Origin of the sequence: Pseudomonas sp. PAMC 26793, assembly GCF_000313235.1 — a bacterium.
Classification (GTDB): Bacteria; Pseudomonadota; Gammaproteobacteria; order Pseudomonadales; family Pseudomonadaceae; genus Aquipseudomonas; species Aquipseudomonas yamanorum.
In genome coordinates this window covers 334436-349692 of sequence record NZ_AMXG01000054.1, presented here as the reverse complement: position 1 = coordinate 349692, position 15257 = coordinate 334436, and the positions used below count along the sequence as shown (strand labels likewise).

The 15257-nt window shown below is 60.9% G+C and carries 15 protein-coding genes; 3 read left to right on the top strand and 12 right to left on the bottom strand.

Translation table 11 applies throughout. The features are described from left to right. Positions 1 to 65 precede the first annotated feature (65 nt). Genes D109_RS1000000133475 through D109_RS0129420 form a run of 9 tightly spaced genes read right to left on the bottom strand, consistent with a single transcriptional unit; the run spans position 66 to position 7718 of the window. A complete protein-coding gene (locus D109_RS1000000133475) occupies positions 66 to 1034 on the bottom strand; it encodes a fimbrial protein (RefSeq protein ID WP_026078298.1) in 969 nt (322 codons plus the stop codon). A 9-nt stretch (positions 1035 to 1043) separates the two neighbouring features. Next, complete coding sequence (locus D109_RS0129455; RefSeq protein ID WP_017480078.1) at positions 1044 to 1592, bottom strand: fimbrial protein; 549 nt, start codon at positions 1590 to 1592, stop codon at positions 1044 to 1046. A gap of 11 nt (positions 1593 to 1603) precedes the next feature. Further along, on the bottom strand, positions 1604 to 2083 hold the full coding sequence (locus D109_RS0129450) for a fimbrial protein (RefSeq protein ID WP_017480077.1): 480 nt from the start codon (positions 2081 to 2083) through the stop codon (positions 1604 to 1606). Positions 2084 to 2109: 26 nt separating this feature from the next. After that, entirely contained in the window at positions 2110 to 2595 is a 486-nt protein-coding gene (locus D109_RS0129445) for a fimbrial protein (protein ID WP_017480076.1), read from the bottom strand. Between the two features lie 10 nt (positions 2596 to 2605). Beyond that, on the bottom strand, positions 2606 to 3187 hold the full coding sequence (locus D109_RS0129440) for a fimbrial protein (protein ID WP_017480075.1): 582 nt from the start codon (positions 3185 to 3187) through the stop codon (positions 2606 to 2608). Between the two features lie 21 nt (positions 3188 to 3208). Continuing rightward, positions 3209 to 3958, bottom strand: a complete 750-nt coding sequence (locus tag D109_RS0129435; protein ID WP_017480074.1) for a fimbria/pilus periplasmic chaperone — start codon at positions 3956 to 3958, stop codon at positions 3209 to 3211. Continuing rightward, positions 3955 to 6564 (bottom strand): outer membrane usher protein, encoded by a 2610-nt coding sequence (locus D109_RS0129430; protein WP_152416425.1) that lies wholly within the window; start codon positions 6562 to 6564, stop codon positions 3955 to 3957. The genes D109_RS0129435 and D109_RS0129430 overlap by 4 nt, the downstream gene beginning before the upstream one ends. A gap of 17 nt (positions 6565 to 6581) precedes the next feature. Beyond that, the gene (locus D109_RS0129425; RefSeq protein WP_017480072.1) at positions 6582 to 7142 is read right to left on the bottom strand and encodes a fimbrial protein; all 561 of its coding nucleotides are present in this window, start codon (positions 7140 to 7142) and stop codon (positions 6582 to 6584) included. A 54-nt stretch (positions 7143 to 7196) separates the two neighbouring features. Next, a complete protein-coding gene (locus tag D109_RS0129420; RefSeq protein WP_026078297.1) occupies positions 7197 to 7718 on the bottom strand; it encodes a fimbrial protein in 522 nt (173 codons plus the stop codon). A 512-nt stretch (positions 7719 to 8230) separates the two neighbouring features. Here D109_RS0129420 and D109_RS0129415 point away from each other — a divergent pair. Both D109_RS0129415 and D109_RS0129410 read left to right on the top strand, forming a co-directional pair. After that, positions 8231 to 8779, top strand: coding sequence for a PadR family transcriptional regulator (locus D109_RS0129415; protein ID WP_017480070.1), 549 nt, complete (start codon positions 8231 to 8233; stop codon positions 8777 to 8779). Next, positions 8776 to 9525 (top strand): siderophore-interacting protein, encoded by a 750-nt coding sequence (locus D109_RS0129410; protein WP_017480069.1) that lies wholly within the window; start codon positions 8776 to 8778, stop codon positions 9523 to 9525. The genes D109_RS0129415 and D109_RS0129410 overlap by 4 nt, the downstream gene beginning before the upstream one ends. Before the next feature lie 71 nt (positions 9526 to 9596). Here the strand turns inward: D109_RS0129410 and D109_RS0129405 are convergent, their stop codons facing one another. After that, entirely contained in the window at positions 9597 to 10238 is a 642-nt protein-coding gene (locus D109_RS0129405; protein WP_017480068.1) for a Pr6Pr family membrane protein, read from the bottom strand. Between the two features lies 1 nt (position 10239). Next, positions 10240 to 10476: a VF530 family DNA-binding protein gene (locus tag D109_RS0129400; RefSeq protein ID WP_003216406.1), complete on the bottom strand. Its 237-nt coding sequence runs from the start codon at positions 10474 to 10476 to the stop codon at positions 10240 to 10242. Between the two features lie 396 nt (positions 10477 to 10872). Between D109_RS0129400 and D109_RS0129395 the strand changes: the two genes are divergently transcribed. After that, positions 10873 to 12891: a TonB-dependent receptor gene (locus D109_RS0129395; RefSeq protein WP_017480067.1), complete on the top strand. Its 2019-nt coding sequence runs from the start codon at positions 10873 to 10875 to the stop codon at positions 12889 to 12891. 142 nt (positions 12892 to 13033) lie between these two features. Here D109_RS0129395 and D109_RS0129390 read toward each other — a convergent pair whose 3' ends face one another. Then, positions 13034 to 15058, bottom strand: a complete 2025-nt coding sequence (locus D109_RS0129390) for a c-type cytochrome (protein ID WP_017480066.1) — start codon at positions 15056 to 15058, stop codon at positions 13034 to 13036. Positions 15059 to 15257: the final 199 nt, after the last annotated feature.

The following is a 15257-nucleotide window of genomic DNA, read 5'->3' as shown; positions in this document are numbered from 1 at the left end:
GGCAATCACCGCCAGCCCCGGTTGAGGAAACCGACACTCGTATTCGGCTCAGGTGCTGGCCGGGATTACGGCACCCCCATCACCAACACACCGCTGCCGCTCACGGGCCCGGCGGCCGGCAGGGACCCCGGCCGCGAGACCAGCGCAAAGGTCACGTCGTCGCTCCCGCTGCTGTTGGTAATGCGGGTCAGGAATGAGCCGTTCACGCGCACCGCAGACCCCGCATAAAGCATGGCCGTGCCCACATTCGGGTTGCTCATGGTCAACAGGTTGGGGTTGAACGAAGACGGGGTGCCTTTGTAAGTGATGGTGATCGGCGTGGTGATTCCGGGGTCCGGGCAGGCGTAGGTGAGTCTGCGGATGGTGCGAATGGAGGTGGTCAGGGGGTCGCTGCCGATTGCCCTTTGGTGAACGTCGTTGAAGTTGATCTCGATCGGGTTGTTATTGTTGATCGTGCAGGTAGAGGGGGAGATCGAGAAGTTGTTGGCGGCGGTGTACGTCAGAACGAGCCGCGTCCAACCCGAATCGTAGTTGTTTGTCTGGTTCAGACGTAGCACCCCGAGAACATCCCCAATTCGAACGTCGACGGGGGTCACCGGATTGTTGCGCAGCAGAATATAAGGCGTTACAGCGATCGGGACGCCCCTCCCGTTATTGGGGATGGTCGCTATCCGAACGTTACTCGGGACCGGCGTGTTATAGAACGTACCGTTTATGCGCAAGCCGGTGCCAAGGCTGGAGAACTTTGGACCAGGCGTCCAGGCGGGGCCGACTGCTGTCGAGGTTGACCAGTAGTCCTCGAACGAAGGTGCCCCCCCAAAGGCGGTGAACCTGCACTCGATGTTCGCCCCTTCAAGGAGGATGCGGGTGGTGTCCGAGCCTACTCGGACCGTTACCGGCACTTGCAGGTTGAAGGACCCGCCGGGGTTGACCGTTTGCCACGGCCCGCCGTTTACGCGGCAGTCCGCTGCTCTTGCGGTCGTCGTTACGCCAATCAGGGCGAGAAGCGCAATGGCTCCATATAGTCGTTTCATAGTGTTCTCTTACGGATAATCCAGGGTAAACACAGAAGTCACCCGGTAGGCGCCATGCCCGATGGTCTGATCGCGCAGGGCATCCGGCTCACCCTGCACATAGGCTTTGAGCTCGATGACGTTGTTGCCAGGGGTCAACATCTGCTCGTCGCCGACTTTGTTCACGGGCACCGGCTTATCGCTCAGCGTCTCCAGCCCCAGCCCGATGCCTGAGGCACCACTGCCACCGTCGAGCGCGAACAATCCGGGCAGTGCGCGGTTTTCCGCGCCGCCGAACATGATCGTCACCGAGTCGCTGATCGTGGTGTTGCAGTCATCCAGGTGCAGCGTGAAACGTTTACCCACTGAACGCCTGTTGATGTAGAGGTGCTTGCTGGTGAGGTCCCAGAGTTCCACCGTCATTGCCTCGTCACCGGGGCGAACATCGCAGGCCTGCTCCACCAGATTGCCCTTGAACCTCAGGTTGTCCGCCGCCTGCGCGGGGGAAACCAGGCTGAACGTCAGCAGCAAGGCCAGCCCGGCAGTTGCCAGCCCCTTGTGAACCGTTACATGTCGCATAACCTCGCCTCCTACTCGTATTCGGCCAACAGCGTGGCCACCGCCGTGAACCTGGCGGCGGTCAGAATCGCGCCCGGCCGTTTGACGGGAACCACTTCCAGGGTCGGCGGTGCCGCCAGGCTGATGTCCAGTGGTGTGTTGAGGCGAAACGGCAGGTTGTTCTGATACAGCCGAATGCCCAGATCAGGCGCGGTGGTTTGCAGCGCCGCGTTGTCAAACGTCGTTTCCGCACCTCTGACGCTCAACTTCAGCAGCCACGGCAACGTGGAGGCGCCGCACCGAATGGTGTAGCCAACCCCCTGGCGGTATTTCACCCCATCGACGCGCTTTGTCCCGACGTCGCCAAAATCGACTTCAATCGTGCTGCCAGAATCAATCGTGCAGGGTGGAGGCTCGTTCAGCGTGCCGCTGAACGTCAGGTTGGCCGACGCACCACTGCACAGGCCGATGGAACACAGGGCGAGCAACGCTCGCTGCGGCCAACATGTCATTGATCGTTCCTCTTCATTTGCGCTCGTCATTGGTACTCGACCACCAAGGTGGCGGCGGCATTGAATGCGCCGCCCGTCAACGTGCTGCCCGCGCGCTTGACCGGCACCGCCTGCACGACGGGAAAGTTGGGGTGGGTAAACCGCACGGTCGAATTCACCGGCCAGTCGGCCCCGTTGGCGAACAGCTTTACCCCCAGGTCCGGCTTGCCGGTCAAAAGCACGCCGCTATCAAACGCGGCCCCTGCGCCCTTGAGTTCCAGGGTCATCGCATTGCTGTAAACAGGCGGATCGCACCGGATGGTGTAAGGCACGTCCCGCCGGTAATTGACCCCATCCACCCGCGACGTCAGCAGGTCATTGCCAAATGGCACATTGAGCGTACTTCCACTGTTAATGACACACGGCGGGGGCGCGATGATGACCGCGCGGATGGTCAGGTTGGTGTCGGCCTGCACACCCTGGCTGACAGCCCACAGCAGGCCCGCACCGATAAAAATGATTAACCTAGCCACTGTCCTGCCCTCACTGATAACTGAGCCTGAAATCCACCACGGCCCGGAATGCCCCGCTGGTCAGCGGCGCAGAGGTGCGCGTGGGCTGCACATGCCAGGTTTGCGTGTTGCCGCCCAAGGGCAAAAACAACGGTTCACCCCGCGAGCCCAACTGCACATCGCGCCCTTCAGCATCGGTCAGGCGCAGGCCCATACCGGTGATGCCCTGCACCTTGACCAGCCGTGGGTCATCGGCATCCGCGGGGGCGATAAACGCCACCGACAGCACGGGTTGATGAGCACTCCAGGTCAGGTTGCCGGTACGCTCGCTGGCGATGCTCCCGGCGGTGCGCTGACAATCCTGGAAACGCAGTTGAAAGGGCCTGGAAGTGGCCTGGTCGCCGGGGCGGCGCAACTGGCTGGCCGATATGTCGCCCAGGTCAATCGTTTGATGCAGGGAGGTCATCTCCAGGCTGCACGGCATTTCATGCATGGACCCGATGATGTTCAGCATGCCCGCCATGCCCTCGATATCGCCCTCATCCAGCGCATGCGCCGGCGCCATCACGAGCAGCAGCAGGCACCCCAGGAATTTCACTTTGTGCAACTTCATGACGTTCTCCCACCGCAGGTACTACTGGTTAGCCGCAGACGCTTGCCGGTTGACGGTGCAAACGTCACCACTGCAGGAAAAGGCCATCAGCGGGCGGCCGCCGTAGTCATTCACGTAGGCCAGGTAGGGGGTGGTGCCGAGCGCCTTGGCAATCGGTCCCAGGGACAGCGAGCCCTTGGGTGGGACCATCACAGGCTCGAAGCCGGGTATGGTCTTGCCCTCCTTGCTGCTGCGCGCATCCACCAGGGTGACGTAGTAAGGCGTTGGGTTGATCACCCAATAAGCCTCACCGTCACGGTTGAGGGTCAGCTTTTCCTGCCAGGGGTTGGACAGGTCCTGCTGGCTGGGAGCGATGGCGGACGGTCGGTAAAACAACTTGATCCGGGTTTGCAGCGCAATCTGCAAGGTGTTGGGCTTGTCGCTGCGCGGCGGAATTTCCCGCAGGTTGAAGTAGTAGACCGTCTCCCGATCCTGGGGCAGCGACTTGGCCGCCGGCAACGCCTGGACTTTCACCTGGCTCTGTTTGCCCGGCTCCAATCGCTGGACCGGCGGCAGCACGATCAGCGGCGAGGTGATTTTGTTGCCCGCCTCATCCTCGATCCAGCCCTGGGCCAGATAGGGCAACTGGGTATTGTTGTTAGTGATGTTCACACTGGTGGCTTCTTTGCCACCATCGAAAATCACGCGGGTACGGTCCAGGCCGACAGCGGCGTGGGCGCTCGGGCTCAAACCCAGTATCAGCAGGGCGGCGAGGCGCATGTTCAGTTTCATGAGGCTACGTTCTCCGTATCGTTACGCTTACCGGTCAGCACAGCTGGCTCGGGCACAGGTTGTTCAGTGGCTACCATCTGGCAGTGCAGTTGCAGGGCATCGCTCAAGCCATCGGTTGGCAACGTGAGAGGCAACGTGAGGATGCAGCGCTCGGTTCCTCCCCAACTGACGACCATCTGCTCGCCAGCCTGAATGCCACTGAGGTACACATCGCCGCCGTCATTCACCACGCCGGTGTCCTGCTGTTTGAGGTTTTTCACCGTCGCACCGAAGGGCGGTGAACTGCCGTCCGGCAGGCGCAGGACCGCCATGGCCTTCATGCCGGAAACCAGCTCCAGGGAGCGATAACCGATAGCGCCTTCGGTGAGTGTCAGTTGCGTCACCGATTGGGTGGCTTCGACGTTGTTCGGCAGGTTCTCCAGGTCAACGCTGGCGGCGGTGCGCTGATAGCTGTTGATATCGGCGATGACCGCTTTACCGAAGGCGTTACTGCGGGTCGGTGTGCCATAACCCCGCACCGGCACATCGGGCACACCCGCAGTGTCGACCAGCAGGCGGGTGCCGCCGGTACTGTTGGTACGGTGCAGCGCCCCACCGTATGGCGTGAGCGTGGCACCACCACGAACGGCCGCACTGAGGGTTCGGTTATTGCTTTGTTGCGTGGCACTGAGGTCGATATCCGCCAGGTCGCCGACATGGCTCAGATAGCCACTGGCGGAGCTGTCACTTGCGTTGAGCTGGTAGCTGTTGCGCTCATCGATGCGGTCGTTGAAGCGCGTCGAGAAGCTGTTGTCGCCTCCGGCCCTTTGGGCATCCAGCGACAAGGTGCCGGTGGGGCCCAACGGCAGACTGAGCGTCACGGCCATGCCGTTATCTTTGTATTGGTAGTCCTGGGTTCGGTAGAGGTTCAGGGACAGGCTCATGTTCCTGACTGAGCCCACATTGAAGTAGCGGGACGCGGACAGGTTCCAGCGCTGGGTATCGGGGCGGTTCCAATAGGTTTGCTTGTTGTAGCTGGCGTAGACGGTGGCCCCCAGGTCACGAAACTGTTTATTGACCGTTACCGTGTACAGCGCCTTCTTGCCGCCGATCGGCCGCCAGTGTTCATGGAACTCGTCGTCACGGTCGTACACGCCGCGTCCACCGAGTTCGTTGTTCATCCCGTAATGCTTGGCATCCAGGTACTCACTCATGCTCAAGTAGTTTTTCTCGGAGAACCGGTAGCCGGCGAAGGTCACCTGGCTGTCGTACTGCTCAAAGTTTTTCGAGTATTGAAGACGGTAGGATTTGCCCTTGAGTGTCTCGTTCCACAGGTGCGCACGGGACTCTGTCACGTCCAGAGAAAGTGCCCCCAACGCCAGCAGGTCACGCCCTACACCGGCAGACACGGCACGGTAGTTGTTATCCAGGATGCCGCCGCCCAGCAGCGACCAGCCATTGCTGATCCCCCAGGAGAACTCGCCGGTACTGAAAAAGGCACCGTCTTCGTGGTACTGAAGATTGGACGGTTGCCCGGCAGACACCTTGTAGCGAACGTGCCCAGGACGTGTCAGGTAGGGAACGCCCGCCGTGTCGATTTGGGATTTCTGCACCGTACCGTCTTGCTCTTCGACCCGCACATCCAGGGTGCCGGACACCGCGTCGTTAAGATCCTGGATACGAAAAGGTCCCGCCGCGACCAGGGTTTCATACAGCACACGCCCCTGCTGGCTGATGACCACCTTGGCATTGGTCTTGGCGACCCCGACCACTTCCGGCGCATAACCTCGCAGGTTGGGGGGCAGCTGGCTTTCATCCGACTTCAGCGCGGCACCGGTAAAACGGAAGCTGTCGAACAGGTCCGAATACAGGTAGTCCTCGCCCACCACCAGCCGCGCCTTGAGCGCAGGAAGGGCGCGATAAGCGTAGTAGCGACTCCACTCCAGGCGATTACGGGTGGCCGCCGCCTCGCGGTCTTTTTCAACTCGGCCTTGCCAGTCCGCCCGCAAGCGCCAGGCGCCGATATTGGCCCCGAGTGTGCCATTGCCACTGACGTCACTGCGGGTACCGTCGTGCCTGCGGTAACTGGACTGCGCGGTCATGTTGTAGTCAACCAGCAGTCCGGGCACCCCCTCATCCCAACGGGACGGCGGGTCCCAGTTGATGGCGCTGTATTCCAGATAGGCCTGGGGCAGGTTGATGTTCAGCGTGGAAGTGGCCAGGTCGGCACTGACTTCCATGCCCGGCAAGCCTTGGGGGTCCAGGCACTGTCCATTTTTCCACCACAGCAGTTTCACTGCCTCGGAGGCCTTCAGGCCCAACTGCTCGACAATAGCCGGCGCCAAACACGCCTGGCTGCCTTTGGGATCATTATCGGGTGGATAGAACGCTACTGATTGCTCAGTAATAGGCTGGTTATTTAACTGCACCACCATCGAATAGTTGCCGGGGAGGATAAACCCACTGCGCGCAAAACGAGACAAGTCGATATTGGTGCGATCACTCAGATCAAGGACGTCGGTATTGAACTCAATATCACCGGCTCCCATTGCAGTTCCTGCCAGAGACATCAACCCGCCAAATAGGCTGGGGCGCAGCGTAGTTATGATTTTCGACGCTTTCCACATGCAAACAACCCATCAATTCAGAAGTATTCCAACTTGAACTTCACTGCGGCACGGTGAGACCCGGCCAGCATCGGCACTCCGTTACCGACCGTGCGAAGCACGTAGTTAAGTGTCATGTCACCTTCAGCCACCGGCACCAGCGCCATCGGCACCCCTGGAACGCTCTCCTGACCGGCCGCGTCCCAGATATGAAAGGCAACGCCCTGCGAACCACCAAACACGGCAAAGGAGCGACCCTCTCTGTCCACAGGACCTTCGAAGGTCACGCGCAGGTGCTCCCAATCGGGCAGCGTTTGCCCCGGCCGTGTGGGATCGGGACGCGTCAATGAGCAATTGACCAACCGCAACTGGAAGGGCTGGACTTGCCCAATCCCCTCGCGCAACAGCCGGCCGATGGGTTCGGGTGGCACCTCGATGGTCTGATCGACCGTGGCCGTTTCCAGCCCGCAGGCCGAGTCAACGACCAATCCTCCCAGCGTGACGACCCCATCACCCTGCGCGAGCGTCTGTGCAAACGCCCAAGGGCTGAGGACCATCGTCAATGAAGAGGCAATAGCGAGACTTAAGACTGTTTTCACTTGGACCTCCGGCAGTTTTCCCCCGCCACCCCCAACGAGTGGCGGGGAAAAAACTTACTGATAAGCCAACGTGAAATTGGTGACTGCGCTGAAGTCGCCAGGAACGATGTCGCCCGTTGCCGCACCTTGTACGTAGGCGCCGAACTCCAGTGTGTTGTTACCGGCAACGATGGCCTGCGGATCGGTCGGGTTACCCAGCACAATCTGCTTGCCGCCATGGGTCATCATGATGCCGATGTTGCCAGCGCCACCGACGGTGCCGATCGCGCCCGGCACAGCGCTGGAGGGTGCAGCGGTGAAGGTGGTGGTGACGGTGTTGTCGGTAAGGCCGGTCAGGTCGCAGCCTTCAAGCTCGATCTTCACAGGGCGTGCGGTCGACTTGCCGCCGGTTTGCAGTTGATGTTTTGCGATAGCGCCCAGGGGAACGGTCTGGTCGACGGATTCAGGCTTGATGGAGCAAGCGCCCGAGTGCACCGACCCGGTAAAGGTAATGGTCCCATCCGCTGCCTGCGCAACGGACATCGAACCGGCCAGCAGACCCAGAGTTAACAGCGCAGTTTTCACTTTAGTATTCATTCGCAAACGCTCACACGTATCAAATATCAAAACGGACCCTGCCGCCATTGCGTGCAGGACTAATTAAACAAGCCGCCGAACTCACCCTTTGAACACATTGGAAAGTTTCTATTTTTTCCAACTAGTTGCATTGCAATTCAGGGAGTCGCTCAACGCCGGGCAATTATCCATTGTGATTCTGACGAGGAAAGCCGTCCGATTCGCTTAGTTACGTAGCCGTGTTACACCATGACACATAGGAAAATTATGGCACTTTGCCAAAACTTTAAAACCATCTGTAAGAAACAGACTACATGGCAATTAATGAGAATAGTTTAGTGGCGGATAGATCCGTAAGAATAGGATTACATTAACTGAAAAACAACAGTAATTACTCTGGCAAACCAACTAACGAATTTATGAATATTTCAAAAGTGAAGGGACGGCGGGCCGAGTGACCGTTCGTCCGGTCAGGTTGCCTTCCCATTAAGATATATCTTACGTTGTATCTAAACCAAACGAGAGCACCCGAAATGAGAGACCATCATTCACACCGCGACCACGGTGACAGCCGCGACGGCTTCGACAAACGCCCAGGCCGCGAGCGCGGCGGCCGTGGCCCACGGGTCTTTGCCCCCGGCGACCTGAAACTGCTGTTGCCGGCGCTGATCGCCGAACAACCGTGCCACGGCTACGATCTGATCCGCCGGATCGAAGCCCTGTTCGACGGCGCCTACAGCCCCAGCCCCGGCGTGATCTACCCCACGCTGACCTTTCTCGAAGAAAGCGAATTGATTACCGGCGATGCCGAAGACGGAAAAAAACGCTACACAATCACCGACGCCGGTCGTCTCTTCTTAAGCGAACAGGCGGTTGCCCTCGAAGGTATTCGCATGCGCATGGATGTGAGCAAACGTTCGCTGCGCGGCCAGGACCGTCCGCCGGAAATCCACGAGGCGGTGCATAACCTGCGCCACGCCTTGCATTCGCACCACGGGCGCTGGAGCCCGGAAGAAATTGTTCGTGTCGCGGCGCTGCTCAACGGCACCGCCCAAGCCATTGCCGACGGGAAAGCTCAATGAATACCCAAGCCATCCACCGCGTGACCCACGAAATCAAACGCCGCCGCCTCGAAGTGCTGCGGGTGGTCGACATCACCCCGCGCATGCGCCGCATCACCCTGGGCGGCCCGGAACTGGCGGGCTTTATCAGCCTGGGCAGTGACGATCACATCAAGCTGCTGTTCCCGCAGAACGCCGCCGAACAAGCGGCGCTGGACAGCCCCGACTTCAACCTGCGCGGCGATGGCCCGCAACCCGCCATGCGCGACTACACCCCACGCCGGTACGACCTGGACATCGGCGAGCTGGACATCGACTTCGTGCTGCACGGCGATGGCCCTGCCTCCACCTGGGCCGAGCAGGCCAAGGTCGGCCAGCACCTGCACATCGGCGGGCCCCGTGGCTCGATGATCGTGCCGGACATCTTCGACAGCTACCTGTTGATCGGCGATGAAACCGCGATCCCGGCCATCGCCCGGCGCCTGGACGAATTACCGGCGGGGCGCAAGGTATTGGCGGTGATCGAGATCGCCAATACGGCGGAACAGCAGCCGCTGCACAGCGCCGCCGAGGTGGAAGTGATCTGGGTGGTGCGCGGCCAGGATGACCTGCTCGAGACGGTGCAGAACCTGACGTTGCCGGGCGGTTCGCTGTACAGCTTTGTCGCCACCGAGAGCAAACTGTCGCGCCAGGTGCGGCGGGTGCTGCTGGACACCCACAACATCAATGAGGCATTCCTCAAGGCGGTGGGTTACTGGCAACAGTGATCCCTGTAGGAGCGAGCTTGCTCGCGAAGAACCCGAGAGCGCCGCGTTAAACCAGACACCCTGCGTTATCGTTAACGTTCTTCACGAGCAAGCTCGCTCCTACAGATTTTATCCAGCCCCACCACCGCCAAAGCAATCAGCACAAACCCCGCCAGAATCCCTCCGGCATTGATGAACACCTGTGGATAACCCAGCCTGTCCACGTCAATGAACGGGTACTGATACAACCCCCACACATACCCGCGCAACAACGCATACGCGAAGTACACCAACGGGTAAATCACCCACAGCCCGATGTGCTTGAGGCGCAGGCTGCCCTTGGGTACGCAGCAACACCAATACACGACAAACACCAACGGCATCACGTCGTGCAGCAGCTCGTCCGCCAAAAACTGCACCCCCGCTGGCTGCCACATGTGCCGCAGCAACAAGCTGTAGGCGAGGCTGACCACGACAATGCTCACGGCGATCCCGCTGCTGACCACGGGCCCGAGGAAGAACCGGCTCGCCGCGTTTGGCCGTTGTACCCAGGCGTGGGTCAACACCACCGCCACCAGGGTGTTGGTGAGCACGGTGAAGAAGCTGAAGAAATTCACCAGGCCCGGCAACAGGCTGGCGCCATCGATCCAGCGGAAGTAGAAAATGATGTACTGCTGCAGCGCCAGGCCAACCCAGCCGCCCAGGGCTGCCAGGCCGATAAGGTGACGTTTCACCTCAGTCCTCGACCGGTCGCTTGGTGCGCATCAACTTCACGTACAAACCTTCGACCTTCTCCCGCGCCCACGGCGTCTTGCGCAGGAACGACAGGCTCGACTTGATGCTCGGGTCACTGGAAAAACAGCGGATGTTGATGCGCTCGGCCAGGCCTTCCCATTGGTAATGGGCCACCAGCGCGGTGAGAACCTGTTCCAGAGTGACGCCGTGCAGTGGGTCTTTGTTTGTCGCGGTCATGCCGGGCCTTTTGCGAAAAGAAGAAAACGAAGCCGCGCACCTTAGCGGACGGGCCGTGCCGGTGGAAGCGTTGCCTTCACTATAGGCCACTGTTCGATCGTTCCCGCCCTCGTCGATCGTTCCCACGCTCTGCGTGGGAATGCCGAATTGGACGCTTTGCGTCCCGCGGTCGACGCAAATTTTAGCCCTGCGCAAGGGTGACGCAGAGCGTCACGGGATGCATTTCCACGCAGAGCGTGGGAACGATCAACGTGGGAGTGATGGAGCGGGGTTTGGGAAAGTTCCCCTTGGCAGGGAAAAAAGTGATGTTATATTGTAACAACAACTATCAAAGGGTATCGAATCCCTTACCGTTTTCAGCCTTCTCTTTTTTTGCCGTTTGCCAAGGAACGACCGATGTCCCTCTCTTCTCTCTGGCGCCTCACCCCGCTGGCCGCCGCCCTGTTGATCACCTCCCAGGCCAACGCCCTGGAGCTGCAACCCCAAGTCATCACCGGCAACCCGCTGGGCAGCGAAACCCTCGCCTCGCCCACCACCGTGCTGGAAGGCGATGACCTGACCCTGCAACAAAAAGGCAGCCTGGGTGAAACCCTGAACAAGCAGCCCGGCGTGTCGTCGTCGTACTTCGGCCCGGGGGCCAGCCGGCCGATCATTCGTGGCCAGGATGGCGACCGCATTCGCGTCCTGCGCAATGGTGTGGGCGCGCTGGATGCCTCGTCGCTGTCCTATGACCACGCCGTGCCGCTGGACCCGGTCAACGTCGACCGCATCGAGATCGTACGCGGCCCGGCCGCCCTGCTCTATGGCGGCAGTGCCATCGGCGGCGTGGTGAATACCTTCGACAACCGCATCCCCACCGAAGCCATCGAAGGCATCCATGGCGCCGGTGAATTGCGCTACGGCGGCGCCGACACCACCCGCAGCAGCGCCGGCAAACTGGAAGCCGGCAACGGCACCTTCGCCTTGCACCTGGACGCCAGTGCCCGGGAATTCAACGACCTGAAAATCCCCGGCTTCGCCCGCAGCCGCCACGCGCCGGAAAGCGAAGACGGTGAAGGCAAGAACGGCCGCCTGGGCAACAGCAGCGGGCGCCAGGATGGCGGCTCGGTCGGCGGTTCCTACACCTGGGACGACGGTTACGCCGGGCTGTCCTACAGCAACTACGAAAGCAACTACGGCTCCCCGGCCGAGCAGGACGTGCGCATCCGCATGAAGCAGGATCACTACGCCTTTGCGTCCGAGATCCGCAACCTGCAAGGCCCGTTCACCTCGGTCAAACTCGACGCCGGCTACACCGACTACAAGCATATGGAGATTGAAGGCGGCGAGACCGGCACCACCTTCAAGAACAAGGGCTACGAAGCCCGGGTTGAAGCGCGGCACCTGCCGATCGGCCCCTTCAACGGCGTGGTGGGCGCTCAGGTCAGCCGCAACGAATTCTCCGCCCTGGGTGAAGAAGCCTTCGTGCCGCAGACCGACACCAACGCCGGCGCGCTGTTTATCCTCGAAGAAATGCAGGCCACCGAGCGCCTCAAGCTGAGCCTCGGTGGACGCCTGGAACACACCAACGTCGACCCCGACGGCAAAGGCAACGCGCGCTTCGCCAATGCCAACAAGTCTGCCGACTTCACCGCCGGCAGCCTGTCGTCTGGCGCGGTGTACACCCTCACGCCAATCTGGTCCCTGGCCGCCACCCTCGGCTACACCGAACGCGCCCCGACGTTCTACGAGCTGTATGCCAACGGCGCCCACGTCGCCACCGGTACCTACGAACTGGGCGACGCCAACCTGTCGAAAGAAAAGGCCGTGTCCAGCGACCTGGCACTGCGCTTCGACAACGGCACCCACAAGGGCAGCTTCGGCGTGTTCTACAGCCACTTCTCCAACTACATCGGCCTGCTGGGCAGCGGTCGCACCTTGAATGACGAAGGCGAGGAAGATGCCGGCGGCATTCCTGAGTACAAATACTCCGGCGTGCGTGCGCGTTTCGCAGGATTTGAAGCCCAGGATCACATCAAGCTGGGGGAAGGTGCCTACGGCAAGTTCGCGTTGGAACTGTCCGGCGACTACACCCGCGCTACCAACATGGACACGGGTGAAGCGTTGCCACGGATTGCGCCGTTGCGTTTGAACAGCGGCCTGTTGTGGGAACTGGATCGCTGGCAGGCGCGGATTGACGTTGAACACGCGGCGGGCCAAGGCCGGGTGCCGGACAACGAAAGCGGCACCGATGGCTACACCACCCTGGGCGCCAGCGCTGGCTACCGCTTCAATGTGGGCGGCAGCCAGTGGCTGGCGTTCGTCAACGGCGAGAACCTGACGAACCAGACCATGCGCTATGCCAGCTCGATCCTGCGAGACATCGCCCCGGCGCCGGGGCGAAGTGTGCAGGTGGGCTTGCGCACCACCTTCTAACGGACTGCACTCGGTTAAAACTGTGGGAGCGGGCTTGCTCGCGAAAGCGCAGTGTCAGTCAATACAGGTGTGACTGACCCACCGTCTTCGCGAGCAAGCCCGCTCCCACCTTGACTATGCCCACTTCGAACAGGTTGTGGGGTTAGTACCGCGCATCCACGGGCTTCCCCCCCTTCGGCCAGTCCTTCACCTTGTCCGGGAAATCCGGACGAGGTTGTTGGGAGAAGTACGCCGCCACATCCACCGCCTCCTGATCCGACAAACCACCCTGCCCCAACGGGAATTTCTCGTGGAAGCCAATCGGCATGTTGCGTTTCACGAACGCCGCCGCCGTGTACAGCCGCGCCATCCCCGCCCCGATATTGAACGATTGCTCGCCCCACAACGGCGGGTACACCCGTTCGCCATCCGCCCGCGTCAACCCCTGGCCATTGTCGCCATGGCACACCGCGCACTGCTTGACGTAGACCTGCTTGCCATTCTCCAGGTCCGGCTTGATCGCAGGGTCGACCTTGCCCACCCCACGCCCGGCGACTTTATCTTCGGGCTGGGTGTTGTTTTTCATCCAGTCGAAGTACGCCACCATCGCCTGCATATCCGCCGATTCCGGCGGCAGTGGCTTGCCATTCATCGAACGCCGGAAGCAGCCGTTGATCCGCTCCTCCAGGCTCACCACCTTGCCCGCACGCGGCGCATAGCTCGGGAAGAACGCCGAGACACCCACAAACGGCGAACCGTCCGCCACGGTGCCGGCGTTGAGATGGCAACTGGTGCAGTTCAAGGCATTGCCCACGTTGTTCGGCAGCAGCTCCTTGGTCTGCAGGTGCAGGCGCATTCCACGCACCACCTGATCAGCATTCGGCGCCGCCAACAGCTCAGCCAGGCGCGGGGTTTCGAACGCTGACGAATCGGTGGTGACCGGGTTGAGCTGACCACGCATTTTCTTCACTTGGGCAGCACTGATAGGCGTGCCCTCGTTACCCCAACTGCTGCGTACAAAACTGAGGATTTCAGCGATTTCCTGATCCGCCAACCGGGCAAACCCAGGCATGGTGTAGACCCGTGGATGGGTTGCGGTCTCAGCCGTTTCCCACCCCGTCAGCGTGATATGCAGCAATGAAGTCGGGTTGTTCGAGGCAACACCCGGGTTGCCGGCCAACTGCGGAAACAGCCCTTTCACCCCGCCGCCGTCGCTGCGGTGGCAATCACTGCAAAACTGCATGTAACCCAGGCCGCCACGGCTGGTGAACAGGTCCTTGGGCGGTGCAGCAGGTTCTTGGGCCACGGCGGGCATCGGCAGGTCATCCTTGCCCGGTGGCAAGGATTTCAAATAGGTCGCGATGGCCGTCAAGTCAGCGTCAGTGAAATGCTGGGTACTGTGATGAATCACATCAGCCATGTTCCCCGAGACCGTGGCAAAGCGGTTCTGCCCGGTCTTGAGCAATTGCACGGTGTCGTCCACCGTCCACAGGTTGCGCAGGCTCAAGGCGCGCCAGTGTTCGACAGTCTCACCGGCCAGGTAATGCCGGCCGCTACGACCGGCATCGCTCATGGCTTTCTCCTGGAAGGCGATGCCACGCGGGGTGTGGCAAGAGCCGCAATGGCCCAGGCCCTGAACCAGGTAGGCGCCCCGGTTAAGCACTTCATCCTTCGCCAGGTCAGGCACGAACGGTTGCTTGTCGAGGAACGCAAAGTTCCACAACGCCAGGCCCCAGCGCTGGTTGAACGGGAAGCCCATCTCCGCGTCCAGGTTGGGTTTGTTCACCGCTTCCACGCCCTGCATCAGGTAGGCGAACAGGGCGCGCATATCGCCTTCGCTCATCTTCGCGTAGGACGGGTACGGCATCGCCGGGTACAGGTTCTGCCCGGCCGGCGTCACGCCTTCACGCATCACCCGGTCGAACTGCTCGAAGGTGTACTGGCCGATGCCGGTGTCGCGGTCGGGGGTGATGTTGCTCGAATAGATCGTGCCCATTGGCGTGCTCAGTTCAAGCCCGCCGGCCATGTGCGCGCCTTGCTTGGCGGTGTGGCAGGCGATGCAGTCGCCCAGTTGGGCAACGTATTTGCCCTGTTCGATCAGCGAGGGGTCGGCTTCGTTGGCGTGCAGGGGAAGGGAAAGGCACAGCACCACCCCCACAAGGCCCAGACGTGACAGGGGAAAAATCATCGCACTATTCCTTTAATAACCCGGCGTGGGGCGGTCCCCTCGGCGCAGGTCTGCAATCGTTTTTATTGGGTCATCAGGCAGATAACCGGGGCATGGTCAGCCCCAGCTTCGTTGTAGCGGATTTTTTGCGCACGGCCCTTGATGTGGATCAGGCGCCATGTTCTACAGTGGAACTGAAATCGACTAATTGACGCGGGCA

What these genes read in the sequence shown, in the direction of transcription:
- D109_RS1000000133475 (WP_026078298.1), bottom strand. Translation starts at nt 1,034, where the DNA reads ATGAAACGACTATATGGAGCCATTGCGCTTCTCGCCCTGATTGGCGTA.
- D109_RS0129455 (WP_017480078.1), bottom strand. Translation starts at nt 1,592, where the DNA reads ATGCGACATGTAACGGTTCACAAGGGGCTGGCAACTGCCGGGCTGGCC.
- D109_RS0129450 (WP_017480077.1), bottom strand. Translation starts at nt 2,083, where the DNA reads ATGACATGTTGGCCGCAGCGAGCGTTGCTCGCCCTGTGTTCCATCGGC.
- D109_RS0129440 (WP_017480075.1), bottom strand. Translation starts at nt 3,187, where the DNA reads ATGAAGTTGCACAAAGTGAAATTCCTGGGGTGCCTGCTGCTGCTCGTG.
- D109_RS0129435 (WP_017480074.1), bottom strand. Translation starts at nt 3,958, where the DNA reads ATGAAACTGAACATGCGCCTCGCCGCCCTGCTGATACTGGGTTTGAGC.
- D109_RS0129430 (WP_152416425.1), bottom strand. Translation starts at nt 6,564, where the DNA reads ATGTGGAAAGCGTCGAAAATCATAACTACGCTGCGCCCCAGCCTATTT.
- D109_RS0129420 (WP_026078297.1), bottom strand. Translation starts at nt 7,718, where the DNA reads ATGAATACTAAAGTGAAAACTGCGCTGTTAACTCTGGGTCTGCTGGCC.
- D109_RS0129415 (WP_017480070.1), top strand. Translation starts at nt 8,231, where the DNA reads ATGAGAGACCATCATTCACACCGCGACCACGGTGACAGCCGCGACGGC.
- D109_RS0129410 (WP_017480069.1), top strand. Translation starts at nt 8,776, where the DNA reads ATGAATACCCAAGCCATCCACCGCGTGACCCACGAAATCAAACGCCGC.
- D109_RS0129400 (WP_003216406.1), bottom strand. Translation starts at nt 10,476, where the DNA reads ATGACCGCGACAAACAAAGACCCACTGCACGGCGTCACTCTGGAACAG.
- D109_RS0129395 (WP_017480067.1), top strand. Translation starts at nt 10,873, where the DNA reads ATGTCCCTCTCTTCTCTCTGGCGCCTCACCCCGCTGGCCGCCGCCCTG.
- D109_RS0129390 (WP_017480066.1), bottom strand. Translation starts at nt 15,058, where the DNA reads ATGATTTTTCCCCTGTCACGTCTGGGCCTTGTGGGGGTGGTGCTGTGC.